We start from the raw sequence: 22,945 nt of genomic DNA, 5'->3' as shown, positions 1-22,945 counted from the left end.
CCCCCTTCCCACCCTTGCGCGCCCGGTCCGGGCGCTCTACATCTTGGGAAAGACCTTTAGGAGAAACCTACATGCCGATGAGCGCCCACGAAATCGAACACCTGCTGCGCCAAGCTTTTCCAGATGCGGAAATTCAGGTCGGCGGGCATGACGGCGTACATATGTCCGCCATGGTCGTGGACGAGAGCTTTCGCGGAAAAAACCGGGTCCAGCAGCAACGCGCAGTCTATGCCGCGTTGAAAGGCAAGATGGACGGCCCAGACGGAGAGCTTCACGCGCTGGCGTTGACTACGAAAGTACCCGAGTAATGGATCTAGCAATTGGCATTGTTGGCATTTTGGCCGTTATAATGCTTGTTGCTTTTCTGTCGCGTAGTCGCGCGAAACTTGATCCGAAACCAAAACGAGGCATTCACCCAGGTAAGGGTGACCAGATGATTAACGCCAGTTACGACTCAGGTGGGCCTGGCGGTGGCCACGGAACAATCATTCGTGTACCTAAGGATCCCCAAGAGTATACCAAGGCGATGTCACCCAAGAAATGAGTAGCTGGCTGTTCTGGATATGTGTGATCGCGGCATTGATAGTTGCCGCCGCTCTGATCGAAGCCTATGTGAAGCGGAACAGGAAACGTAACCTCGCCGACATGCGTCCGGACCCGGACAAGATCAGCAAGGTTGGTGGCATCGAAAGATACGGGCTGGACCCACTGGCCCTGGCGCAAGCCGAACACCGACGGTTGGAGGAAGAAGGATGGACCTCTGACCCGTCACAGAATGAAACGACTGCCCGAGATGCGGGTGAAGAGGACAAGCAAGATGACCGACGTTAAGACCCAGATCGACGAAACCGTCAAAGCCAATGACGTGGTGCTGTATATGAAAGGCACCAAAGAGATGCCCCAATGCGGTTTCTCTTCACGTGTGGCCGGTGTTCTGAACTATATGGGTGTTGAATACACCGACGTGAACGTTCTGGCCGACGAGGAAGTCCGTCAGGGCATCAAAGACTATTCTGACTGGCCGACGGTTCCCCAGCTCTTTGTCAAAGGCGAATTTGTCGGTGGCTGCGACATCATCACCGAGATGACCCTTTCGGGCGAACTGGACACTCTGTTTGATGAAAACGGTGTCGGCTACAACAAGGATGCAGCCGACAAAATCCGCGAAGCGAACGCCTGATCAGCTGCTGACGCAGCTTTCCAAAATGACCTGTTCACTGGCGGCATCTGCACCTGTCGCCAGAAAGCTCACCGTAGCCTCCCAACCCTTGGAACGCAGGATGTACGTGCCTGCTCCACCTACGGATTCGTAACGAATGCCAGAACCGCTCTCGACCTGCCGTAGAGTGACAAGCTGGTTGTCCACCATCATCGCTGCTGCACTGGAGCCGTCTGGCGCGTTGAAATAGGCGATTTGCAGCGGAATGCCATTCTGGCAGGTGAACGTAACCGGCAGAATATCAATCTCTGCGAGCGCCGCACCGGCAGGCAATGCCATAGCTGCGGCACAGGCAAGCGCCTTCGCAGCCTTCATCGTGCAGACCTTTCTTCGATCACCGATGCCAGAGCCTCGGCCCTCGCGGCCAGTTCTGCAAGTGTATCCGTGACCGATGGTGGCACTACGGCAACCTCAATCCGTTCTGGTTCGGGTCGGGGCATATTTCTTAGGGTGTGAAGCTCGGCCTCAACCTCGGCCAGTTTCGCTTCAAGCGCGGTGATCTTGTCTTCAGTCCCGGCCGCTTTGTCAGCCAACATCAGCCCGGCCATCAGTAGCATTCTCGATTCCGGCATGCGGCCTATTTGGTCGGACAGAACCTGAGCCTCATCATCCAGCATCTTGGCAGCTGAATGCAGGAACGTTTCTTCCCCTTCCTGGCACGAGACGTCAAAGCCGCGCCCGCCGATTTGAATAGTCACTTCGGGCATTATTCAACCTCCCCTTCCGCCAGTTTCGCTTTGGACAGCAAGGGCTCCAATCGGGCCAGAACTGCATGCGCTTCGGCTGCATCCGTGGCCTGAGCGGCGCGCGTGGCCTCAAGCTCTGCCACCGTAGCCCGGTTGAGCAGATCAGCATCCGAAATACCTTCTGCCGCAGCGGCCCGCAGCTCATCCACTGATTGGCGCAACTGTTCGTTTGCCTTGCGCATTCGCTGCAGATCGTCATCCAAACGAGACATCGCGGCCCCGTGGCTAGTGCGTTCTGCACGCAACATGTCCAACTCGGCGCTCAACTCGGACACGCGCTCACTGTCAGCCAGTTCAGATCGCAGACGCGCATTCTCGGCTTCGATTTTTTGCGCTGAAGAAACGGCAGCTTTCAACTCGGCGTTTTCGTTCTGGATCGCTTGCACTGCGTTCATTGCAGCGGTCAGTTTCGCATTTTCAGCTTTAAGTGCCTCAAGCTCGTCTTGGTTCTCCAGCGCTTCCTTCGCTGCAGCCAATTCGGCACGCGCCGCCTCGACCGCGGCCAGCTTTGAATGGGCCTCAGCCAGTTGCTCTCGCAGAGCCCCTTTTTCAGAATCTTCGATCGGCGCCGCGCGCAGGCTTTCCATGTCTGCGCGCATTGCGCTGACTTCCTGCTCGTGGCGGTCCGTCAGTGATTTCAGTCGTTCTTGCAATTGTTCATTGGCGACCCGTTGGTCATCCAAAGCTGCACGTAATGCGTCGTCCTCACCGCCGCTGGCCGGAGCCACATCCCGCAGCGCCTCAACGCCCGTTCCGATCCGATCCATCGCGGCAACGATACGGCGTTGTAGTTCTTCGATCTGGCTCATGCCCCTGCCACCTCATTTTCAAGGTTCGTTCGTTTCCCGGCTTTGTCCGAATCAACATAGCGCGGGTCTTGCCCTAGTCTAACCCAATGGGGCGGAAAATACCCACTGTTTGCTTTCAATAACTTGGGCTGCTTTCTTGAACCACACCTCCACCGAAACCCCAACGAAACACCCAGTTCCGCTTGCACTTTGGGGGGTGGATGGTATTGAGCGCCCATCTGCCTGTAATCCAAAGGAACAACGCCCGTGGACCTGACTGCGCTGCGCAATGCAAACCCCGAACACTGGGACAAAGCTGCGGCCATCCGCACCCTGACCCTTGACGCCGTCGCCGCCGCCAATTCCGGCCATTCCGGCATGCCGATGGGCATGGCCGACGTTGCGACCGTGCTGTTTGAGAAACACCTAAAATTTGACGCCTCGGCCCCGAATTGGCCGGACCGCGACCGGTTCATCCTGTCCGCGGGTCACGGTTCGATGTTGATCTATTCGCTGTTGTATCTGACGGGTCATGGCGACGTAACGCTTGATGAGATCAAGAACTTCCGCCAATTGGGCGCGAAAACCGCAGGCCACCCGGAAAATTTCCTTGTCGACGGCATCGAAACCACGACCGGTCCGCTGGGTCAGGGTATCTCCAACGCTGTGGGCTTTGCTATGGCCGAGGAAATCCAGCGCGCGCACTACGGCAAAAAGGTCGTAGATCACTACACCTATGTGATTGCGGGCGACGGTTGCCTAATGGAAGGTGTCAGCCAAGAGGCGATCACGCTGGCCGGCCGTCATGAGCTGAGCAAGCTGATCGTGTTCTGGGACAACAACAACATCACCATCGATGGCACCGTCGATATGGCCGACCGCACTGATCAGGTACGCCGTTTCGCGGCCTCGGGCTGGCATGTGATCGAGATTGACGGCCATGATCCAAAGGCCATCGACGCCGCAATCGTACAGGCGAAAGCTTCGAACAAGCCGACCATGATCGCGTGCGAAAGCCACATCGCGCTGGGTCACGCCGCGCAAGGCACTTCAAAAGGTCACGGAGCACTAACGGATCAGGAGCAGTTGAAAGCCGCGAAAAACGGCTATGGCTGGCCCCATGACGCGTTTGAGATTCCGGCCAACATCAAATCCGCATGGGAAACCATTGGCGCCCGAGGCGCTGCCGAGCGCGCCGCGTGGGAAGAGCGTTTCGCGCAACTGTCCGAGCGCAAGCAGGCCGAGTTCAACCGTGCTTATGCGTTCGAAGCCCCCAAGAAGCTGGCTGGTGCCATTCGGGCGTTCAAAAAGCAGATGTCGGAAGACCAGCCGAAGCTGGCCACACGCGCCTCGTCCGAGAAGGTTCTGAACGTCGTGAACCCGATCATGACCGAGACCGTGGGCGGCTCGGCCGACCTGACCGGCTCGAACAACACCAAATCGGCCGATATGGGTGTGTTCCTGCCGGAAAACCGCAAGGGTCGCTACATTCATTACGGTATCCGCGAGCACGGTATGGCCGCTGCCATGAACGGTATGGCGCTGCACGGTGGCATCCGCCCCTACGGCGGCACATTCATGGCCTTCACCGATTATGCACGCCCGTCCATGCGTCTGGCTGCTCTGATGAAAGTGCCGTCGGTATTCGTGATGACCCACGACTCGATCGGTCTGGGCGAAGACGGCCCAACTCACCAACCGGTCGAACATCTGGCGATTTCGCGTGCGACGCCGAACACTTATGTGTTCCGTCCCGCCGACACTATTGAAACTGCTGAAGCTTGGGAATTGGCGCTGACCTTCAAGGACAGCCCCTCTGTCCTGTCGCTGACACGTCAGGGTGTGCCCACCGTACGGACCGAGCACAAAACAAAGAACCTTGTTGCTCAGGGCGCTTATGTTCTGGCCGAAGCCGAAGGCAAGCGTCAGGCTATCCTGATTGCGACAGGTTCAGAGGTATCGCTTGCGATGGAAGCCAAAGCGTTGCTCGAAGCCGAAGGCATCGGCACCCGCGTTGTTTCCATGCCCTGTATGGAACTGTTCGCACAACAGGAGGAAGCCTACCGCAAGCGCGTTCTGCCCGCAGGTCCGGTTCGGGTCGGCATCGAGGCCGCCGTCCGCGCCGGCGGCTGGGACCGCTGGCTGCTGGGTGAGCGTGGCCGCGAAGCCAAAGCTGGTTTCATCGGCATGTCGGGCTTTGGTGCATCTGCTCCCGCAGGCGAACTTTATAAGCATTTTGGCATCACCGCCGAGGCGACCGTTGCGAAGGTCAAAGAACTTTTGGCCTAACCAAAGAACCTGAAAACGAGAAAACGCCGACTTTAAGAGTCGGCGTTTTTTTTAAGAATGACTCGGAGGCGTATAAACTTCTTTGACCGCCTTGTAAGTCTCCAGAGCGTCTTTGTACTCGCTCCATCCATAAAGAGGAATAGATTTAAGCTTCTCGTTTGACCCCAATACGTTAGCAGACATTTCAATTGCAAGGAAATCGCTCATCTTAGGGAAATCGCAAATAAAAGCGATGTGATAATCCTGACCCAAAAGGCCATAAAATCCGACAAGTTTACCGCCCGCAGATTCTACTGCCTTTCGCGCCATTTCCTCTCGGTTGAGTTCTCCCTCAACAACCGCTGCTAGCGCCTGAGGTGTAAACCGTGCCATTAGCATGAAAAGTGCCATAACCTTCTCCTAAAAGTATCTGATTTGCGTTTGAGAATGTAGACAAGTAGACGCGCGCAAGTTTACCGCGTGCGTCCCGATCATATCACTCAAACGCGCTCAACACACTGAAAGGCAAGATACGCAAGGTTACGCGAGTTTGTTCTTATGTTTTTTGCGAATGGAACCTGGCCAAGAGCGGTGAAACCACGCGCGTTGCAACCGGGATCAAAACAAGCCCCCAGGCCAGACCAAACACGCCGTCCATCGCGGCTTTGGAAATCCATTCCACAGCGCCCACCCACTGCTCGGCAACTGAATGCCCAATCGCATAGGCCCAGTCGTGGATGTGATGGCCCAGCCAGCCGAAGCCCAGTACTTCCATCCCGTGAATGACAATCGATCCGCCGACCCACAGCATCGCGGCAGTCCCCACGATCGACAGAGTCTTCAACACGCCCGGCATCGCCTTGACCAGACCGCGCCCCAATCCGCGCCCTATCGGCGTTGGCGCGTTCTGCGCCAGGTACAGGCCCACGTCATCCATCTTCACAATCAGCGCGACCGACCCATACACCGCAACTGTTACACCGATGCCAACGACCGCCAGCGTCGCGGCCTGCATCCACAGATTTGGCGCCTCAATGGCCGCCAGCGCTATGGTCATTATCTCGGCCGACAGGATGAAATCGGTCTTGATGGCACCCCTGACCTTCTGTTCCTCCAGATGACCGGGATCGCGCACGTTCATGTCCTCTTCGATGGCGTGGCTGCCATGCGGAAACAGGACGTGAAAAATCTTCTCAGCCCCTTCGAAACACAAGTAAGACCCACCCAACATCAACAAAGGCGTGATCAGCCAGGGCGCAAAATTGGCCAGCAACAAAGCCACCGGCAGCAGTAGCACGATCTTGTTGAACACCGAGCCTCTCGCAATACGCCAGATGATCGGCAGCTCGCGCGCGGGCGCAAACCCTTGAACGTATTTCGGAGTGACTGCCGCGTCGTCGATGATCACACCCGCCGTCTTGGCCCCGGCCTTGCCCGCCGCTGCCACCACGTCATCCACCGAAGACGCCGCGACCTTGGCGATCCCCGCCACATCATCCAAAAGGGCCAACAGACCGCTCATCGCGCATCCTTTCCTGTATCCTGCCGCATCCGGACCCTACCCGATCCAACAGCTAGCGCAAGCGTTAGCGCAATCGCGTGAGGTTTGCGCTAACACCTTAAAAATATGCCGCTTTTACTCTTTTGAGATTCAGTAATCGCCGCTATATGGCCTTCAAAGCAAGCGCATTTTGGAGACATCATATGACCATCAAGGTCGGTATCAATGGTTTTGGCCGCATCGGCCGCTGCACCCTGTCGCACATCGCCGCGTCGGGACGTAACGACATCGAAGTGATCAAGGTCAACGCGACCGGCCCGTTGGAAACCTCGGCACATCTGTTGAAATATGACAGCGTCCATGGCCGTTTCCCGCGCGACATCGCCATCAATGGCAACACCATGGATCTGGGCCGTGGCCCGATGGAGATGTTCTCGACCTACGATATGAATGAACTGGACTGGGAAGGCTGCGACGTCGTTCTGGAATGCACTGGCAAGTTCAACGATGGCACCAAAGCAAAAACGCATCTTGAGCGTGGCGCTGGTAAAGTTCTGTTGTCAGCCCCCGGCAAAAATGTCGACAAGACCATCGTGTTCGGAGTGAACCACAACACTCTGACCGCGAACGACAATATGGTTTCGAACGGGTCGTGCACCACCAACTGCCTTGCTCCGCTTGCCAAGGTTCTGGACGAGGGTATCGGTATCGAAAACGGTATCATGACCACAATCCATGCCTATACCGGCGATCAGCCGACCCTGGACCGCCGCCACAGCGACCTTTACCGAGCCCGCGCCGCCGCCATGTCAATGATCCCGACCTCGACCGGCGCTGCGAAAGCACTGGGTGAGGTATTGCCGAACCTGAAAGGTCGTCTGGACGGTTCCGCGATCCGCGTACCTACCCCGAATGTTTCGGCCGTCGACCTGACCTTCCGCGCCGCACGCGAAGTCACCGTCGATGAGGTGAACGAAATCGTCCGCGAAGCTGCCCAAGGTCCGATGCAGCGCGTTCTGGGTTATGAGCCTGCACCGCTGGTTTCGACCGACTTCAACCACACCGAGGAAAGCTCGATCTTTGCACCGGAACAAACCCGTGTTGTGGATGGCCGCTTGGTCCGCGTGCTTGCCTGGTATGACAACGAATGGGGCTTCTCGGTTCGCATGGCAGACGTCGCCGTCGCTATGGGACGCCTTAACTAAGATCGATTTGAAATCTTGAACCTTTTTGCCCGCTCAGGTTATCTGGGCGGGCATTTTCGTTCGGGGCCACTATGACCAACCAAATCGCCATCTGGCTTGGCCTCCTGATCGTTGGCGGATTCATTGTGGATTATGCCATCTTCGGCCCGGAGCATTTGGTTTTCCTCGGTAAAAAACTCTACGCCTTTCTGGATTGGCTCGCTTTCTGGCGCTGACAGAGGTTTTGCTTGACATTTCCGTCGATCTAGTTTTGTTAGCGCTAACTTTATTCAAGCCAAAAATTCGGACGGAGCGGAAAATGACACTCAAGCTGGCAATCAACGGGTTTGGAAGGATCGGGCGAGGCGTTTTGCGCGCGGTGATGGAAACAGGCCGCACAGATGTAGAGATCGTCGCCATCAACGACCTCGCCAAACCCGAAATGAACGCGCATCTGTTCGAATTTGATAGCGTGCATGGCCGTTACCCCCACAAAGTGACGCTGACCGACGCCGGACTGGACGTTGGCGCCGGTCCAATCCGCCTTTCCAACGAGCGCGACCCCGAGGCTTTGAACTGGTCGGATATCGATGTGGTTCTTGAATGCACCGGTGTATTCCGCACCCGCGAAGCAGCCGAACGCCACTTGAAGAACGGCTCCAAGAAAGTACTGATCTCGGCCCCAGCGCGTGGAGATGGCGCGGTGAAAACGGTTGTATTTGGTGTAAACGAACACGAACTGACGGCCGAAGACTCAGTTGTTTCGAACGCTTCTTGCACCACCAACTGCCTGTCTCCGGTCGCTGCTGCTCTGGATGCCGGTCTTGGCATTGTTCACGGCAACATGACTACTGTTCACGCCTATACCGCCAGCCAGCCGGTTCATGACACAGCGGGCAAAGACCCCTACCTGTCGCGTGCCGCCGCCCTTTCGATGATCCCGACGACAACTGGCGCCGCCGCTGCCGTTGGTCTGGTTTTACCGCAACTCGCAGGAAAACTGACCGGCCAGGCGATCCGTGTTCCCACACCGAACGTCTCGGTCGTTGATCTGGTGGCCGAAGTCTCGCGCCCGACGACCGAAGAAGAAGTTAACGCGCTGTTTGTTGAAGCTGCAGCCAAGACCCCCGGTGTTCTAGCCGCTGAACGCCGTCCGCTGGTGTCGATGGATTTCAATCACGACTCACACAGCTCGACCGTATCGCTGGCAGAAACCAAGGTCACCGACGGTACAATGGTTCGCGTTCTGGCGTGGTATGACAACGAATGGGGTTTTTCGAACCGGATGCTGGACACAGCTGCTGCGATGGGTGCCCTAGCCTAACCGCTCTCGCAGCGCAGTACTAACGCGGGGCGTGACGAATTTCGACACGTCCCCGTTCAACCGCGCGATCTCTTTTACCAGTTTCGAGGCAATGGCCTGATGCCGCGCCTCGGCCATCAGAAACACGGTTTCGATTGAATCATCCAGAGCACGGTTCATGCCAACCATCTGGAATTCATACTCAAAATCCGCCACAGCGCGCAGCCCTCGCACAATGATCTGGGCCCCAACATCACGGGCACAATCTATCAACAGGTTTTCAAAGGGATGAGCGACGATCTCGGTCCCCGTCTGCTCGGTCAGATGCGCGCATTCCGCCTCGATCATGGCGACACGCTCTTCCAGGTTAAAAAGGGGTCCCTTATCGCGGTTGATGGCAACGCCAATTACCAATTTGTCCACCAGTGCAGAGGCCCGACGGATAATATCAATATGACCCAGTGTAATTGGATCAAAAGTTCCCGGATATAATCCAACCCGCATCAGGCTCTCCTGCGCAATATTATTTCTGCGCTAGCAAACATAACTTCGTCGCGGGTGCAAGGGGTTGAAACGATGCCAGCTCTTTCAATGGCCCATAATCATGCCCTGAAGTGCATCCTTTTCCATGGCCAGTTCCGACAACTGCGCTTTGACCACATCCCCAATGGTTACTATGCCGACCAGCTTACCTTCCTCGACTACGGGCATGTGGCGAAAGCGGCCTTCAGTCATGAGCGTCATGATCTCTTGAACTGTAGCTTGGCGCGTTGTCGTGATCAGGTCCTGCGTCATGTAAGAGCTAACCGGTTTGCTCAGACAACTACTGCCGCTTGCGGCCAGTTCTCGGACGATGTCGCGCTCGGACAGAATGCCGGACGCCGTCTGCCCTCCGTCATCTGACACGACAACGGTCCCGATCCGTTTCTCCGCAAGAATCTTCGATGCGTCCGAGATCGTGGCCGAAGGCTCAACTGTCACCACGCCTTGTGTCGCCTTGGATTTCAAAATGGCCTGAACAAGCATGAGGAGCACCTCCGAAATAGTAAACTTATCCAAAGCGTTGCGCGATTGGGTCGACCTGTCAAGCATCTGCATCGGCTTCAAGCCGCGCAACTTCGTCACGGATACCTTGTGTAAGGGCATTGGCAAAGCGGTTCAGGCGTTCGTTCCGCTGGTCACCTTGGTGCCGAACCAGATAGAAACTTCGCGTCAAACTGACTTGATCCGTCAGGATTTTCCGCAGGTTCGGGTGAAACGGCAACGTGAAGTCATGGGCAACACAAACCCCTGTGCCAAGTGAGACCTGTCGCAGCTGAACCGAAACAGAATTCGATGCAAGCGCGACACGGTCAATGCCGATATCGTTGAGATAATCCAATTCGCGGTCAAAGATCATATCCGGGATGTAACCTATCAGCCGGTGCCCTTTTAGATCGCTAAGGGATCGAATGGGGTCATGGCGTTCCAGATACTCATGCGTGGCCACCATATGCAGCTTGTAGTCGCTGACTTTCTTGACCAGTAGTTTCCCAGCTGTGGGCGCACTGACGGTTAGCGCCATGTCTGCCTCACGTCGGGACAGGTTGATGATCCGCGGCAGTGCCAGGATCTGAATATCCAGATCCGGGTTGGCGTCGCTGATTTTCGCACAAACCTGCGGCAGCAGATAGTTCGCGCTGCCATCCGGTGCACCGATCCGGATCTGACCGCTCAGCGACTTGGTTGATCCCGCCACGGCCCCAGCGGCCGCGCGCATCGCCTCTTCGGCCTGTAAACCGTGGTCCAAAAGGCGTTCGCCCGCAGCCGTCAGGACATATCCCTGCTGCGATTTGGTAAACAGCAGAGCATCGAGGTTCGCTTCCAACCGTGCAATGCGTCGCCCAACTGTGGCCGGGTCGATTTTCAGGATGCGCCCCGCTGACGAAAGGCTTTCCTCTCGGGCCACGGCCAGAAAAATCCGCATGTCATCCCAGTTCGGGTTCATCTTTCTTCCTTTTGCATTTTTGCAAAGCTCTTTTGAAACATTGCCTCTGTTCGCGGGATTTATGCAAGCCTATCCTGCGCGCAAATCTATCGGAGGAGTTTTCGATGCAAGACCTGACTCATTTCCTGAATGGCGAACAAGTTGCCGGTACATCCGGTCGTTTCGACGATGTCTTCAACCCGGCAACCGGCGAAGTACAGTACAAATGCCCAATGGCAAGCGCGGCTGAAGCCACCGCAGCCATTGAGCAGGCCGCGATTGCTCAACCTGCTTGGGGGGCAACCAACCCGCAGAAACGGGCACGCGTGATGATGGCGATGGTTCACCTGATGAACCGCGACATGGACAAGCTGGCCGAAGCGCTGAGCCGCGAGCACGGCAAAACCATTCCCGACGCCAAGGGTGACCTGCAGCGTGGTTTGGAAGTGATCGAGTACTGCATCGGCGCGCCTCAGATGCTGAAGGGTGAATTCACCGACAGCGCAGGTCCCGGCATCGACATGTATTCCATGCGCCAGCCACTAGGCGTCGTGGCCGCGATCATGCCGTTCAACTTCCCCGCCATGATGCCCCTGTGGCATGTCGGTCCCGCACTGGCCTGTGGCAACGCAGTCGTTCTGAAACCGTCCGAGCGTGACCCCTCGGTGCCGCTGATGCTTGCCGAACTGTTTGTCGAAGCCGGCCTGCCCAAAGGCGTGTTCCAGGTCGTCAACGGCGACAAAGAGGCCGTGGATACTCTGTTGGATAGCGAGATCATTCAGGGCGTCAGTTTTGTCGGCTCAACTCCGATCGCACATTACATCTATTCCCGCGCAACTGCGAACGGCAAGCGCGCCCAGTGTTTTGGTGGCGCCAAGAACCACATGATCGTCATGCCCGATGCCGATCTGGACCAGGCCGCAGACGCACTGGTCGGCGCAGGTTTTGGTGCGGCTGGCGAACGCTGCATGGCGATCTCAGTGGCTGTACCGGTGGGCGAAGAAACCGCCGATGCGCTGATCGAAAAGCTGATCCCGCGTGTCGAAAAACTGAAGGTCGGCCCCTACACCGCAGGCGACGACGTGGACATGGGCCCGGTGGTCACTGGTGCCGCAAAAGAGCGTATCCTTGGCCTGATCAACTCGGGCGTGGAACAGGGTGCGAAACTGGTCGTCGACAACCGCGATTTCAGCTTGCAGGGCTATGAGGACGGCTTCTTTGTTGGTCCGCACCTGTTCGACCGCGTGACGCCCGAGATGGACATCTACAAGCAAGAGATCTTCGGCCCCGTCTTGTCGACTGTTCGCGCTGGTTCCTATGAGGAGGCGCTGAAGCTGGCCATGGACCACGAGTACGGCAACGGCACCGCGATCTTCACCCGTGACGGTGACACCGCGCGCGACTTCGCCAGCCGTGTAAACATCGGTATGGTCGGCATCAACGTTCCGATCCCGGTGCCGCTGGCCTATCACACCTTTGGCGGCTGGAAGAAATCCATGTTTGGCGATCTGAACCAGCACGGTCCCGACAGCTTCAAGTTCTACACGCGCACCAAGACCGTGACCGCCCGCTGGCCCTCTGGCATCAAAGAAGGTGGCGAGTTCAACTTCAAAGCTATGGACTGATCCCCGCTAAATCAGTGCTCCTACAAACCCGGCCCTCTCAGGCCGGGTTTTTTTCGGCAAAGTGCCGCCAAAACGCTCAGCTTCACGATAAATTCAGGCTACGAACCCTAGAAATACCGGGCAATGACCAATAATTTACCAGCAAATTATTGCTCGAGCAGTTCCTGAACCGGAGGCCAATTTGTCGAATCCCCGTATGACTCGTCGCTCTGCATTGTTGGGCGCAGCATCTCTACTCGCGACGCCCGCTATCGTTCGTGCGCAAAGCACGGATGCTTTCCCAATTGATGAAGAAGCGATAAGCACACAACTGCCGGTGCGCCGTAACGTGTCTTCGTTCTCGCAACAGAACTGGCAGGATCATTTTGATGAACTTGGGGTTGGCTGTCTTCTGGCGGACATCACCAGCCGCGCGGTTCATTATTGGGGCCCTGACGGAACCTACAAGCTGTACCCGAGTTCAGTTCCGATGAGCGAAGAACTGACTAAACGTGGCTACACCAAGGTAGTGCGCAAGACCGAGAACCCAAGCTGGACCCCGACCGCCAATATGCGTGAACGTGACCCGACTTTGCCCATTCGTATGGAAGGGGGCGACCCAGGTAACCCGCTTGGCACACGCGCGATGTATCTGGATTGGCCTGCGTATCTGGTGCACGGCACCCATGACACGCGCAAGATTGGCCGTCAAAGTTCCTCTGGCTGCATCGGCCTTTACAACCAGCATGTTGAGGAGTTGTACCCTCTGGTCCAGATCGGAACTCAGGTTAGACTGGTCTAACTGAAAAAGCCCCGGCCATCAGGACCGGGGCTTTCTGCTTCAAAGGGTTGATTATTCAGGCAGAATCACTGCGTCGACGACATGGATTACGCCGTTGCTGGTTTCGATGTCGGCCTGAATGACCTCAGCATCGTTCACTTTGACGCCATTCTTCGCATTCACGCTCAGACGGTCGCCCTGAACTGTTAGCACCTTGGCGCGCTTACCAGCGATATCACCAGACATTACCTTTGCCGGAACCACGTGATAGGTCAGTATCTCGACCAGTTGATCCTTGTTTTCCGGAAGCAGCAGCGTTTCAACCGTGCCTTCGGGCAGTGCAGCGAACGCCTCGTCCGTTGGGGCAAAAACAGTGAACGGGCCGTCGCTCTTCAGCGTATCGACCAAACCTGCGGCCTGAACGGCAGCAACAAGAGTGTTGAATGACCCGGCCGAAACGGCGGTGTCCACGATATCAGCGGCTTGCGCTTTGACGGGCAATGCAAGTGCAAGTGCGGCGGCGGCGCCCATGAATGTGCGGCGAAACATGGCTGTTGTCTCCTCTCCAGCTTGTTATGCAGAGAGTTACGGAGGCTCAGCCAGCCCGGATCACTTTTCTTTCACCTGAACCCAGATGCTCTGCGCTCTGCCGTCTTTCAGAAATGGCAGGGCTTCAACCGCATCGGGTCGATCCATTTGCAGGTAATACCCCGGCCAAAGCATTGAATATGCACCAGATTGCAGCAAGGCATGCAGAATGTACTGCTCGCCCCAACCCGGGCAGTCATAGAAGAACCGTTTGGGGTATTCGTAGGGCAGAAAAACATCGTGCACGTGGATCACAACGCCTGGTTTCAAAGCGGGAATGATCCGGCAGAAAAGATGCGCAACGTCGTTACTCATTCGAACAACGTGGCTGGAGTCAATAAACAGTACGTCACCTGCTTCGAGTTGATCGAACAGCGCCAGGTCGACCTCCTCCAGCCGCTTTTGCTCAAAGTGGTCCACGACGTGAGCGATATCAGCACGGGGATGCGGGTCTATCGCGGTGATCTGGGTGTTCAGCCCGCCGTCGATGATCGCCTGTCGGGTCACACGGGTAGAGTTACCACAGCCAACCTCGATCACGCGCTTCGGTGAAAACCTGCGGATCATTAGGTACAATGCGTCCGCATCGGGACTGTCGTAATAGCCGTTTCCGGCACGATAGCCCGTCTGATTTTGCTCGTGATCTTTGAGTGCCACCAACGCAGCGGCATACTCGGCGTGTTCGGCCACCAGTTGTTCGATGTCGAAACCTTCCATCCCCGGTGACAAAGCATAGGCCGGGCGGGTCAACCCACCTGCCTGTTCAAACGCCTCGAGCCGGGCGCGCTCATCCTGATCCGGGGCCTTGTCGATCAGCTTCACCCCCAACTCATCGAGGGCCTCATTGATCTTGGGGAATTTTCTGGTTTTCACGGGCGGCTCCACTTTCCGGTTCGGCTGTTTCTTACCTTTGCTTACCGGGCCTCTGCAAGAAGAGCCGTGTCAAACGCTTGGCAAAACAGAAATTTCCGTATTCACTGGTCGGAATAATTGTACGAGGACCGCCATGCAGCAGGAATTTACGCTGGGCATAGAAGAAGAGTATCTGCTTGTTGACCGCGACAGCCTGCAACTTGCCGAAGCACCGGCTGCCCTGATGGAGGCTTGCCAATCGGATTTTGAAGGTCAGGTCAGTCCCGAGTTCCTGCAGTGCCAGATCGAAGTCGGCACCCGACCGCATTCAACGATTAAGTCAGCTCGCGAGGATCTGAAACGCCTGCGTTCTTGCGTTTCGAAACGTGCCGCCGAGCACAACCTCGCGCCGATTGCTGTATCTTGCCACCCGTTTGCCGACTGGAAGAAACAGCATCACACCCGCAAGGATCGCTATGACGCACTGCAACACGCGTTAGGTGGAGTGGCACGTCGTATGCTGATATGCGGTATGCACGTGCATGTCGGTGTCGAGGACCCTGCCCTGCGCGCGGACCTGATGCCGCAACTCTCGTATTTCCTGCCGCACCTGTTGGCTCTGTCGACCTCATCACCCTATTGGAACGGCGAAGACACGGGGCTGTCATCCTATCGTCTGACTGTGTTCGACAACTTGCCGCGTACTGGATTGCCACCGGTTCTGGCTAGCTGGTCGGATTATGAGCGCACCACAGGAATTCTGGTTGAGCTTGGCGTGATCGAGGACACCACGAAAATCTGGTGGGACCTGCGCCCGTCGCATCGCTTCCCGACCCTGGAAACACGGATCATGGATGTGCAGCCTCGGTTGGAGCACACGTTGTCGCTTGCGGCTTTGGTACAGGCTTTGACCCGCATGCTGTGCAGGCTGAAAGATCGAAACCTTCGCTGGCGTCACTATGACCAATTTCTGATCGGTGAAAATCGCTGGCGCGCACAGCGGTATGGTGTGGGCGAAGGTCTGATTGATTTCGGCGACCGGTCCATCAAACCCATGCCCGAGCTGATGGGCGAATTGATGGGAATGCTAGCCGAAGACGCCGAGGCTCTGGGCACAATGACAGAGCTGGCGCGTTTACAGCAGATTGCACAGACCGGCACATCCGCGACTCGGCAGCGCCGAGTCTATGCCGAGGCCGTAGCGCGAGACGACGATCCCGGTAAAGCGGTCGTGAAACATTTGATCGAAGAATACCACTTAGATCTTTAAGGCCCTTCTCCGGTGATTGCTGGCCGTGCAAAATTTCTGTAAGGATTGAGAAATAAACAAGCGTTCAATTCAATCCGCACCGTGGGAGGCAAACCTTGGATTTCGCACTGACAGAAGAGCAATCCGCGATCTTCGACATGGCGTATGACTTTGGGCAGGACAACATTGCCCCATACGCCCGCCAGTGGGAGGCTGACGGAACGATTCCCAAAGATCTCTGGCCTCGCATTGGAGAGCTGGGTTTCGGCGGGCTTTACGTGTCGGAAGATGGCGGCGGATCGGGACTAAGCCGTCTGGACGCTACTTTGGTATTCGAGGCGTTGTCGATGGCCTGCCCTTCGGTCGCAGCGTTCCTGTCGATCCACAACATGTGCGCCAAGATGCTCGACAGTTTCGCGAGTGACGAGTTGAAATCCCGCATCATGCCCGACGTGCTGAACCTGAACACCGTTCTAAGCTATTGTCTGACGGAACCCGGATCAGGTTCAGACGCGGCGGCCCTGAAGACCCGTGCAGAACGTACGAATGAAGGGTACACATTAAACGGTACCAAGGCCTTTATTTCGGGTGGTGGCTATTCCGATGCATATGTCTGCATGGTGCGCACCGGCGAGGATGGCCCCAAAGGCATTTCAACTGTCTATGTCGAAGATGGCACACCCGGCCTCAGCTTTGGCGCGTTGGAACAGAAGATGGGTTGGAAAAGCCAACCCACAGCGCAAGTCCAGTTCGATGATTGCAAGATACCGGCAAGCAATCTCGTTGGCACCGAAGGCGACGGTTTCAAATACGCAATGAAGGGATTGGATGGCGGGCGCCTGAACATTGCCTCATGCTCTCTGGGAGCCGCACAGAACGGGTTGAATTTGACCTTGCAATACATGTCCGAGCGCAAGGCCTTTGGCCAATCCATCGACCAGTTTCAAGCGCTGCAATTCCGTCTGGCCGATATGGAAATCGAGTTGCAAGCCGCGCGCACGTTCCTGCGCCATGCCGCTTGGAAACTGGATCAAGGCACACCAGACGCCACCAAGTTTTGCGCCATGGCCAAGAAATTTGTGACCGAAACCGGCTCAAAAGTCGTAGACCAATGTCTACAATTGCACGGCGGCTACGGCTATCTGGCCGATTACGGCATCGAGAAGCTGGTCCGCGATTTGCGCGTGCACCAGATTCTGGAAGGCACCAACGAAATCATGCGGGTCATTGTCGCCCGTCAAATGCTCGCTGAACGCTGAGGACTTTATGCCAGACATCGACATCCGCATCACAGGCCGCGCCGGGCGCATCACTCTTACCCGCCCCAAGGCTCTGAACGCGATGACTTATGAGATGTGCATGGCCATCGACACGGCCCTGCGCAACTGGCGCGAAGACGACGCGGTAGATCTCGTCATTATGGATGCCGAGGGCGACAAGGCCTTTTGTGCAGGCGGAGATATTGCCGATCTCTACGCCACCGGCATCAAGGGAGACTATGGTTTCGGCCGCACATTCTGGCGCGACGAATACCGACTGAATGCGCTGATCTTTGAATACCCCAAACCGGTCGTCAGCTTCCTGCAGGGTTTTACCATGGGCGGCGGCGTCGGGATCGGGTGCCACGGCAGTCACCGCATCATCGGCGAAAGCTCGAAAATAGCGCTGCCAGAGTGTTCGATCGGTTTGGTGCCAGACGTGGGCAGCACTTTGATGTTGGCTTTGGCCCCCGGACGCGTGGGCGAATATCTGGGAACCACCGGCCATCGCATGGGTCCAGGAGACGCCATTTTTGCGGGCTTCGCCGACCACTTTATCCCTATCGCAGAATGGCCCGTTCTGATCGAGATGCTCGAGGCCTCAGGCAATGCTGAACTACTGAATTCCCACGCCGCGACACCACCTGAAAGCGAACTTGAGCAACAGCAGCCTATCATAGACGCCCATTTCGCAGGAGAGAGCCTCGGAGATATCCTGAACACACTGGCACATTCCGATCAGGAGGTTTCAGCTGAAGCCAAAAAACTAATGGATCGTAATTCGCCCTTGTCTATGGCTTGCACGGTGGAAATCCTCCACCGTTTGCGCGGCCCCAGTCTGACACAACGCAAAGCGTTGGAATTGGAGTACCGTTTCACTTTCCGTGCTATGGAACATGGAGATTTTCTGGAAGGTATCAGGGCCCAGATCATCGACAAAGACCGCAGTCCGCGCTGGCAATTTGCTGAACAATCTGTGCCTGCAGTGGCGGTATCGAAGATGCTACAGCCGCTGGGCCAAGACATGCTGACATTTGAGGAGACATAAGTGATGAAAATCGGGTTTATCGGCCTAGGCAATATGGGCAATCCGATGGCCGCTAATTTGGCCAAAGCCGGGCATGACGTGACTGGCTTTGACATGGCCGATGTCGACGTTGCCGGCGTCACTATGGCCGCGTCCGGAGCCGAGGCCGCCGAGAACGCTGAAATTGTCATCACAATGCTGCCGAACGGTAAAATCCTTCGCGCGGTTGGGGATGAGATCATTCCAGCGATGCAATCCGGTGCGGTTTGGATTGACTGCTCGACCGTCGACGTCGACAGCGCCCGCGCTGTTGCGGATCAGGCGAAGGCGGCTGACATCCTCGCTGTTGACGCCCCGGTCTCGGGCGGAATCGGCGGTGCGGCAGCGGGTACGCTGACCTTCATGGCGGGCGGAAGCGATGCCGCCTTCGCAAAAGCTGCGCCTCTTTTCGACATCATGGGGCAGAAAGCCGTTCATTGCGGAGAATCCGGTGCAGGTCAGGCCGCAAAGATTTGCAATAACATGATCCTCGGCGTCACTATGATCGCCACCTGCGAAGCCTTTGCTCTGGCCGATAAACTAGGTCTGGACCGACAAAAGATGTTTGACGTTGTCAGCACCTCGTCGGGTTATAGCTGGACCATGAACGCCTATTGCCCCGCCCCTGGCGTCGGACCCGAAAGCCCTGCAGATAACGACTACCAGCCTGGTTTCGCCGCCGAGTTGATGCTGAAGGATCTGCGTCTCAGCCAGCAAGCCGCGGAAAGTTCGGATGCCGACACTCCGATGGGTCAGGCCGCGACCGCGCTATACGAGCAATTCGTTGAGGCCGAAGGCGGCTTGGGTAAGGATTTCTCAGCCATGCTGCCTCGGTTCGAAAAGCGCGGGCGTAGTTAAGCGACAACCGTGGGCGGCCTCCCGCCTACGGGGTTGACCCAAACGGAACCTGCGGCCATCTATCTATCGACCCGGCGTACATTCGAAAGGAAGCGAGATGAAGCGCAGTTTGGCCATATCGACGGCATTATTGGCGCTTGCGCTCAGTTCAAGCGTAGCCTTGGCCGGGAACGGCAAAGGAAAAGCCGGGCATTGCCCTCCGGGTTTGGCTAAGAAATCTGTGCCTTGTGTGCCGCCTGGCCAGGTGAAAAATCTGTACCGTGCGGGCGACTATATCAATGGCGACTATAGATGGATTAACGATCCATATCGCTACGGGCTTCGCCGCGGTGACAGCTACATCCGAGCCGGAGACTACGTTTACCGAGTCGACCCCGATACCCGGAAAGTGCTCAACTTGATTGGCGCGGTGGCTGACATCCTCAACTGACGAGCAGCCGCTACTCCGCAGCGACCCTCGCCCCGTCCAACATCTGTTTCAGATAGCGACCTGTATGGCTGCGATCGACTTCGGCCACGTCTTCAGGCGTACCGGTCGCAACGATTTCACCACCGCCATCGCCACCTTCGGGACCAATGTCGATGATGTGATCCGCAGTTTTCACAACGTCCAGATTGTGCTCGATCACTACAACCGTATTACCCTGATCAACCAACTCATGCAGCACTTCCAACAACTTACGAACGTCTTCAAAATGAAGTCCGGTCGTCGGTTCGTCCAGAATATACAGCGTTCGCCCAGTTGACCGTTTGGACAGCTCCTTTGACAGCTTCACCCGCTGGGCCTCGCCGCCAGACAGGGTCGTGGCCTGTTGCCCGACCTTGATATAGCCCAGACCAACCCGCGCAAGCGCATCCATTTTGTCCCGGATTGACGGTACCGCCTTAAAGAACTCCTGAGCATCTTCCACAGTCATGTCGAGGACATCAGCAATGGATTTGCCCTTAAATTTGATCTCCAGCGTCTCGCGGTTGTACCGCGCGCCTTTGCACGTCTCGCAGGTCACGTAGACGTCGGGCAGGAAGTGCATCTCGATCTTGATGACACCGTCACCCTGACAAGCCTCACACCGGCCACCTTTGACATTGAAGCTGAATCGCCCGGGCTTGTAGCCGCGCGCCTTGGCTTCGGGCAGACCGGCAAACCAATCCCGAATCGGAGTGAAGGCCCCGGTGTAAGTCGCTGGATTCGAACGCGGAGTCCGCCCGATGGGACGCTGGTCAATATCAATGACCTTGTCCAGATGCTCGAGTCCTTTGATCGTCTCGCAGGGCGCCGGAGTTTGACGCGCTCCGTTCAACCGCATCGAGGCGGTTTTGAACAGGGTCTCAATAGTCAGTGTTGACTTACCGCCACCGGACACACCGGTCACGCAAACAAATTTGCCCAGAGGAAATTCGGCTGTGACGCTCTTAAGGTTGTTTCCCGTCGCCTTAACAACCGAAACCTTCTTCTTGTTTCCCTTGCGCCGCTCAGCCGGGACCGGGATTTCACGTGTGCCCGCCAGATATTGGCCTGTCATCGAAGCTGCATCTGCTGCTATCTCGGCCGGTGTTCCTTTACTCACAACCTGCCCGCCGTGCACACCTGCACCCGGGCCGATATCGAAGACATAATCGGCCTCGCGGATGGCTTCTTCATCATGTTCCACCACGATCACGGTGTTGCCCTGATCTCGCAGGTTTTTCAGTGTGCCCAGCAGACGATCGTTATCCCGCTGATGCAGCCCGATCGAGGGTTCATCCAGAACGTACAGGACCCCTGTCAAACCCGAACCGATCTGGCTGGCCAAACGAATCCGCTGGCTCTCTCCGCCGGACAAGGTGCCACTTGAGCGAGACAACGTAAGGTATTCCAATCCGACGTTATTCAGGAATCCCAAACGTTCACGAATCTCCTTGAGAATCGCCCGCGCGATCTCGTTCTTCTGGACGCTCAGATGATTGGGCGCGTCTTCAACCCAGGCCAAAGCCTCTTTGATCGACATCTGAACCACTTGCCCCACATGCAGTCCGGCGATCTTGACGGCCAGCGCTTCGGGCCGCAGGCGATACCCATCGCAGGAGCCGCAGGGGCGGTTGTTCTGGTAGCGCTCGAATTCCTCGCGAATCCAAGCGCTGTCCGTCTCGCGGTAGCGGCGTTCCATGTTGGGAATCACGCCCTCAAAGCTGCGGGTAACCTGATAGACCCGCCCTCCTTCGTCATAGCGGAACTGGATTTCCTCGTCGCCCGAGCCGCGGAGGAATACCCGTTGAACCTTCGCAGGCAGGTCTTTCCATGGCGTGTTCTTTTCGAACTCGTAATGCCGCGCGATGGCCTCGATGGTCTGCAGAAAATAAGGCGACTTCCCTTTGCGCCAAGGGGCCAGAGCTCCGTCATAGAGTTTCAGGGATTGATCAGGCACAACAAGCCGTTCGTCAAAGAACAGCTCGACCCCCAGACCGTCGCAATCCGGGCACGCCCCGAAGGGCGCGTTGAACGAGAAAAGGCGAGGTTCGATTTCGGAAATCGTGAAGCCGCTGACAGGGCAGGCAAAGTTCTCGCTAAACGTAATGCGCTCGGGGTCACCCTCGTGCGGGGCTGTTTCCAGAATCGCGATTCCGTTCGCCAGATCCAAAGCGGTGCGCAGACTGTCGGCCAGCCGTGTTTCCATCCCCTCCCGAACGACCAGCCGATCGACCACAACGTCGATATCGTGACGGAACTTCTTGTCCAACGTGGGCGGCTCGTCCAACTCATAGAATTCGCCGTCCACCTTCACGCGCTGGAAGCCCTGCTTACGAAGCTCTAGGAACTCCTTTTTGTACTCGCCCTTCCGGTCCCGAACGATGGGTGCCAGAAGATAGCCGCGCGTCCCCTCCTCCATCGCCATGATCCGGTCGACCATGTCCTGCACCTGTTGTGCTTCGATGGGCTGTCCAGTCGCAGGGCTATAGGGCGTACCTGCACGGGCAAACAGAAGGCGCAGATAGTCGTAGATCTCCGTAACGGTTCCGACGGTCGAGCGTGGGTTTTTCGACGTGGTTTTCTGTTCGATGGAAATCGCCGGAGACAAACCGCTGATGTGATCCACATCAGGCTTTTCCATCATATCGAGGAATTGACGCGCATAGGCCGAGAGGCTTTCGACATAACGACGCTGACCTTCGGCGTAGATCGTGTCAAACGCCAATGACGATTTCCCTGAGCCCGACAGTCCAGTGATCACCACCAGCTGATCGCGCGGAATGTCCACGTCGATGCTTTTGAGGTTATGCTCGCGCGCCCCGCGCACCTCGATATTCTTCAGCTCAGCCATATTCGGCCCCCAACACACAAGTGTCCTAGAAATAGGCGAGCGGCAGCGAGTCTCCAACAGAAAAGTTAGAACAAAGTAAGAACGCTCAAATTATTGCCGACATCTCCTGACACAAAGACCCCGATCCGATAACCGCCCCTAGAAAGGGGTTAAGATTTCATCGTCTCTAAGGGAAATGGCGCGGTTGACGGGGCTCGAACCCGCGACCCCCGGCGTGACAGGCCGGTACTCTAACCAACTGAGCTACAACCGCGCATTAGGGTCTATGTCTGATCCAATAACCCGGATCAAAGGCTGGCAGCGATGGCGCGGTTGACGGGGCTCGAACCCGCGACCCCCGGCGTGACAGGCCGGTACTCTAACCAACTGAGCTACAACCGCCCGCTGCCCGTTCGTTGCTGAACGTTTGGGTGT

Annotated in this window: 25 protein-coding genes and 2 tRNA genes; 14 read left to right on the top strand and 13 right to left on the bottom strand. The window is 56.8% G+C overall.

Annotated elements, in window-relative coordinates; all coding sequences use genetic code 11:
* Positions 1-71: 71 nt before the first annotated feature.
* The 3 genes from ABLN94_RS17565 to grxD all read left to right on the top strand — a co-directional run bounded on the left by ABLN94_RS17565 (position 72) and on the right by grxD (position 1,180).
* Positions 72-308 (top strand): BolA/IbaG family iron-sulfur metabolism protein, encoded by a 237-nt coding sequence (locus ABLN94_RS17565; protein WP_352994791.1) that lies wholly within the window; start codon positions 72-74, stop codon positions 306-308.
* Positions 309-540: 232 nt separating this feature from the next.
* Positions 541-831, top strand: coding sequence for a hypothetical protein (locus ABLN94_RS17560; RefSeq protein ID WP_352994789.1), 291 nt, complete (start codon positions 541-543; stop codon positions 829-831).
* Entirely contained in the window at positions 818-1,180 is a 363-nt protein-coding gene (grxD, locus tag ABLN94_RS17555; RefSeq protein ID WP_170487468.1) for a Grx4 family monothiol glutaredoxin, read from the top strand. The genes ABLN94_RS17560 and grxD overlap by 14 nt, the downstream gene beginning before the upstream one ends.
* On the opposite strand, the gene ABLN94_RS17550 is transcribed toward grxD, so the two are convergent.
* The 3 genes from ABLN94_RS17550 to ABLN94_RS17540 are packed head-to-tail and all read right to left on the bottom strand — an operon-like array spanning position 1,181 to position 2,774.
* A complete protein-coding gene (locus ABLN94_RS17550; RefSeq protein WP_352994786.1) occupies positions 1,181-1,534 on the bottom strand; it encodes an MliC family protein in 354 nt (117 codons plus the stop codon).
* Positions 1,531-1,926 carry a cell division protein ZapA gene (locus ABLN94_RS17545; RefSeq protein ID WP_170487464.1) on the bottom strand — a complete coding sequence of 132 codons (396 nt, stop codon included), beginning with the start codon at positions 1,924-1,926 and terminating at the stop codon, positions 1,531-1,533. The genes ABLN94_RS17550 and ABLN94_RS17545 overlap by 4 nt, the downstream gene beginning before the upstream one ends.
* Positions 1,926-2,774 carry a hypothetical protein gene (locus ABLN94_RS17540; protein WP_352994783.1) on the bottom strand — a complete coding sequence of 283 codons (849 nt, stop codon included), beginning with the start codon at positions 2,772-2,774 and terminating at the stop codon, positions 1,926-1,928. Before ABLN94_RS17540 ends, ABLN94_RS17545 begins: the two co-directional genes overlap by 1 nt.
* A gap of 246 nt (positions 2,775-3,020) precedes the next feature.
* On the opposite strand from ABLN94_RS17540, the gene tkt reads away from it, so the two are divergent.
* The gene (tkt, locus tag ABLN94_RS17535; RefSeq protein ID WP_352994780.1) at positions 3,021-5,042 is read left to right on the top strand and encodes a transketolase; all 2,022 of its coding nucleotides are present in this window, start codon (positions 3,021-3,023) and stop codon (positions 5,040-5,042) included.
* Between the two features lie 51 nt (positions 5,043-5,093).
* On the opposite strand, the gene ABLN94_RS17530 is transcribed toward tkt, so the two are convergent.
* The gene (locus ABLN94_RS17530) at positions 5,094-5,432 is read right to left on the bottom strand and encodes a GYD domain-containing protein (RefSeq protein ID WP_352994777.1); all 339 of its coding nucleotides are present in this window, start codon (positions 5,430-5,432) and stop codon (positions 5,094-5,096) included.
* A 145-nt stretch (positions 5,433-5,577) separates the two neighbouring features.
* Positions 5,578-6,543 (bottom strand): DUF808 domain-containing protein, encoded by a 966-nt coding sequence (locus ABLN94_RS17525; protein ID WP_352994775.1) that lies wholly within the window; start codon positions 6,541-6,543, stop codon positions 5,578-5,580.
* A gap of 182 nt (positions 6,544-6,725) precedes the next feature.
* On the opposite strand from ABLN94_RS17525, the gene gap (ABLN94_RS17520) reads away from it, so the two are divergent.
* The 3 genes from gap (ABLN94_RS17520) (at position 6,726) to gap (ABLN94_RS17510) (ending at position 9,030) form a co-directional block, all read left to right on the top strand.
* On the top strand, positions 6,726-7,727 hold the full coding sequence (gene gap / locus ABLN94_RS17520) for a type I glyceraldehyde-3-phosphate dehydrogenase (RefSeq protein WP_352994773.1): 1,002 nt from the start codon (positions 6,726-6,728) through the stop codon (positions 7,725-7,727).
* Between the two features lie 71 nt (positions 7,728-7,798).
* On the top strand, positions 7,799-7,942 hold the full coding sequence (locus ABLN94_RS17515) for a hypothetical protein (protein WP_352994771.1): 144 nt from the start codon (positions 7,799-7,801) through the stop codon (positions 7,940-7,942).
* An 83-nt stretch (positions 7,943-8,025) separates the two neighbouring features.
* The gene (gene gap / locus ABLN94_RS17510) at positions 8,026-9,030 is read left to right on the top strand and encodes a type I glyceraldehyde-3-phosphate dehydrogenase (protein WP_352994769.1); all 1,005 of its coding nucleotides are present in this window, start codon (positions 8,026-8,028) and stop codon (positions 9,028-9,030) included.
* Here the strand turns inward: gap (ABLN94_RS17510) and coaD are convergent.
* From coaD to ABLN94_RS17495, 3 genes are all read right to left on the bottom strand, one after another.
* On the bottom strand, positions 9,022-9,513 hold the full coding sequence (gene coaD / locus ABLN94_RS17505) for a pantetheine-phosphate adenylyltransferase (protein ID WP_170487450.1): 492 nt from the start codon (positions 9,511-9,513) through the stop codon (positions 9,022-9,024). The two genes, gap (ABLN94_RS17510) and coaD, sit on opposite strands and share 9 nt — an antisense overlap.
* Before the next feature lie 84 nt (positions 9,514-9,597).
* Positions 9,598-10,035 (bottom strand): CBS domain-containing protein, encoded by a 438-nt coding sequence (locus ABLN94_RS17500; protein WP_170487448.1) that lies wholly within the window; start codon positions 10,033-10,035, stop codon positions 9,598-9,600.
* 58 nt (positions 10,036-10,093) lie between these two features.
* The gene (locus ABLN94_RS17495) at positions 10,094-10,996 is read right to left on the bottom strand and encodes a LysR family transcriptional regulator (protein WP_352994765.1); all 903 of its coding nucleotides are present in this window, start codon (positions 10,994-10,996) and stop codon (positions 10,094-10,096) included.
* A 104-nt stretch (positions 10,997-11,100) separates the two neighbouring features.
* On the opposite strand from ABLN94_RS17495, the gene ABLN94_RS17490 reads away from it, so the two are divergent.
* A complete protein-coding gene (locus tag ABLN94_RS17490; RefSeq protein ID WP_352994762.1) occupies positions 11,101-12,600 on the top strand; it encodes a CoA-acylating methylmalonate-semialdehyde dehydrogenase in 1,500 nt (499 codons plus the stop codon).
* A gap of 196 nt (positions 12,601-12,796) precedes the next feature.
* Positions 12,797-13,381: a L,D-transpeptidase gene (locus tag ABLN94_RS17485; protein ID WP_352994759.1), complete on the top strand. Its 585-nt coding sequence runs from the start codon at positions 12,797-12,799 to the stop codon at positions 13,379-13,381.
* A 51-nt stretch (positions 13,382-13,432) separates the two neighbouring features.
* Here ABLN94_RS17485 and ABLN94_RS17480 read toward each other — a convergent pair whose 3' ends face one another.
* Positions 13,433-13,909 carry a fasciclin domain-containing protein gene (locus ABLN94_RS17480; RefSeq protein WP_352994757.1) on the bottom strand — a complete coding sequence of 159 codons (477 nt, stop codon included), beginning with the start codon at positions 13,907-13,909 and terminating at the stop codon, positions 13,433-13,435.
* A gap of 60 nt (positions 13,910-13,969) precedes the next feature.
* Positions 13,970-14,821, bottom strand: coding sequence for a class I SAM-dependent methyltransferase (locus ABLN94_RS17475; RefSeq protein ID WP_352994754.1), 852 nt, complete (start codon positions 14,819-14,821; stop codon positions 13,970-13,972).
* Positions 14,822-14,954: 133 nt separating this feature from the next.
* On the opposite strand from ABLN94_RS17475, the gene ABLN94_RS17470 reads away from it, so the two are divergent.
* The 5 genes from ABLN94_RS17470 to ABLN94_RS17450 all read left to right on the top strand — a co-directional run bounded on the left by ABLN94_RS17470 (position 14,955) and on the right by ABLN94_RS17450 (position 19,662).
* Positions 14,955-16,070 carry a carboxylate-amine ligase gene (locus ABLN94_RS17470; RefSeq protein WP_352994752.1) on the top strand — a complete coding sequence of 372 codons (1,116 nt, stop codon included), beginning with the start codon at positions 14,955-14,957 and terminating at the stop codon, positions 16,068-16,070.
* A 95-nt stretch (positions 16,071-16,165) separates the two neighbouring features.
* Positions 16,166-17,308 (top strand): acyl-CoA dehydrogenase family protein, encoded by a 1,143-nt coding sequence (locus ABLN94_RS17465; RefSeq protein ID WP_352994750.1) that lies wholly within the window; start codon positions 16,166-16,168, stop codon positions 17,306-17,308.
* A 7-nt stretch (positions 17,309-17,315) separates the two neighbouring features.
* Complete coding sequence (locus tag ABLN94_RS17460; protein ID WP_352994749.1) at positions 17,316-18,356, top strand: enoyl-CoA hydratase/isomerase family protein; 1,041 nt, start codon at positions 17,316-17,318, stop codon at positions 18,354-18,356.
* A gap of 3 nt (positions 18,357-18,359) precedes the next feature.
* The gene (mmsB, locus tag ABLN94_RS17455; protein ID WP_352994747.1) at positions 18,360-19,232 is read left to right on the top strand and encodes a 3-hydroxyisobutyrate dehydrogenase; all 873 of its coding nucleotides are present in this window, start codon (positions 18,360-18,362) and stop codon (positions 19,230-19,232) included.
* A gap of 97 nt (positions 19,233-19,329) precedes the next feature.
* Entirely contained in the window at positions 19,330-19,662 is a 333-nt protein-coding gene (locus tag ABLN94_RS17450) for a hypothetical protein (protein ID WP_352994745.1), read from the top strand.
* A gap of 10 nt (positions 19,663-19,672) precedes the next feature.
* Here ABLN94_RS17450 and uvrA read toward each other — a convergent pair whose 3' ends face one another.
* The 3 genes from uvrA to ABLN94_RS17435 all read right to left on the bottom strand — a co-directional run bounded on the left by uvrA (position 19,673) and on the right by ABLN94_RS17435 (position 22,912).
* Positions 19,673-22,531: an excinuclease ABC subunit UvrA gene (uvrA, locus tag ABLN94_RS17445; protein ID WP_352994742.1), complete on the bottom strand. Its 2,859-nt coding sequence runs from the start codon at positions 22,529-22,531 to the stop codon at positions 19,673-19,675.
* A gap of 176 nt (positions 22,532-22,707) precedes the next feature.
* Positions 22,708-22,784, bottom strand: a tRNA-Asp gene (locus ABLN94_RS17440).
* Positions 22,785-22,835: 51 nt separating this feature from the next.
* Positions 22,836-22,912 (bottom strand) — tRNA-Asp (locus ABLN94_RS17435).
* Positions 22,913-22,945: the final 33 nt, after the last annotated feature.

The sequence above is a fragment of the Ruegeria sp. SCP11 genome, from assembly GCF_040329455.1.
Classification (GTDB): domain Bacteria; phylum Pseudomonadota; class Alphaproteobacteria; order Rhodobacterales; family Rhodobacteraceae; genus Ruegeria; species Ruegeria atlantica_E.
This window is presented reverse-complemented; position numbering and strand designations above follow the sequence as displayed.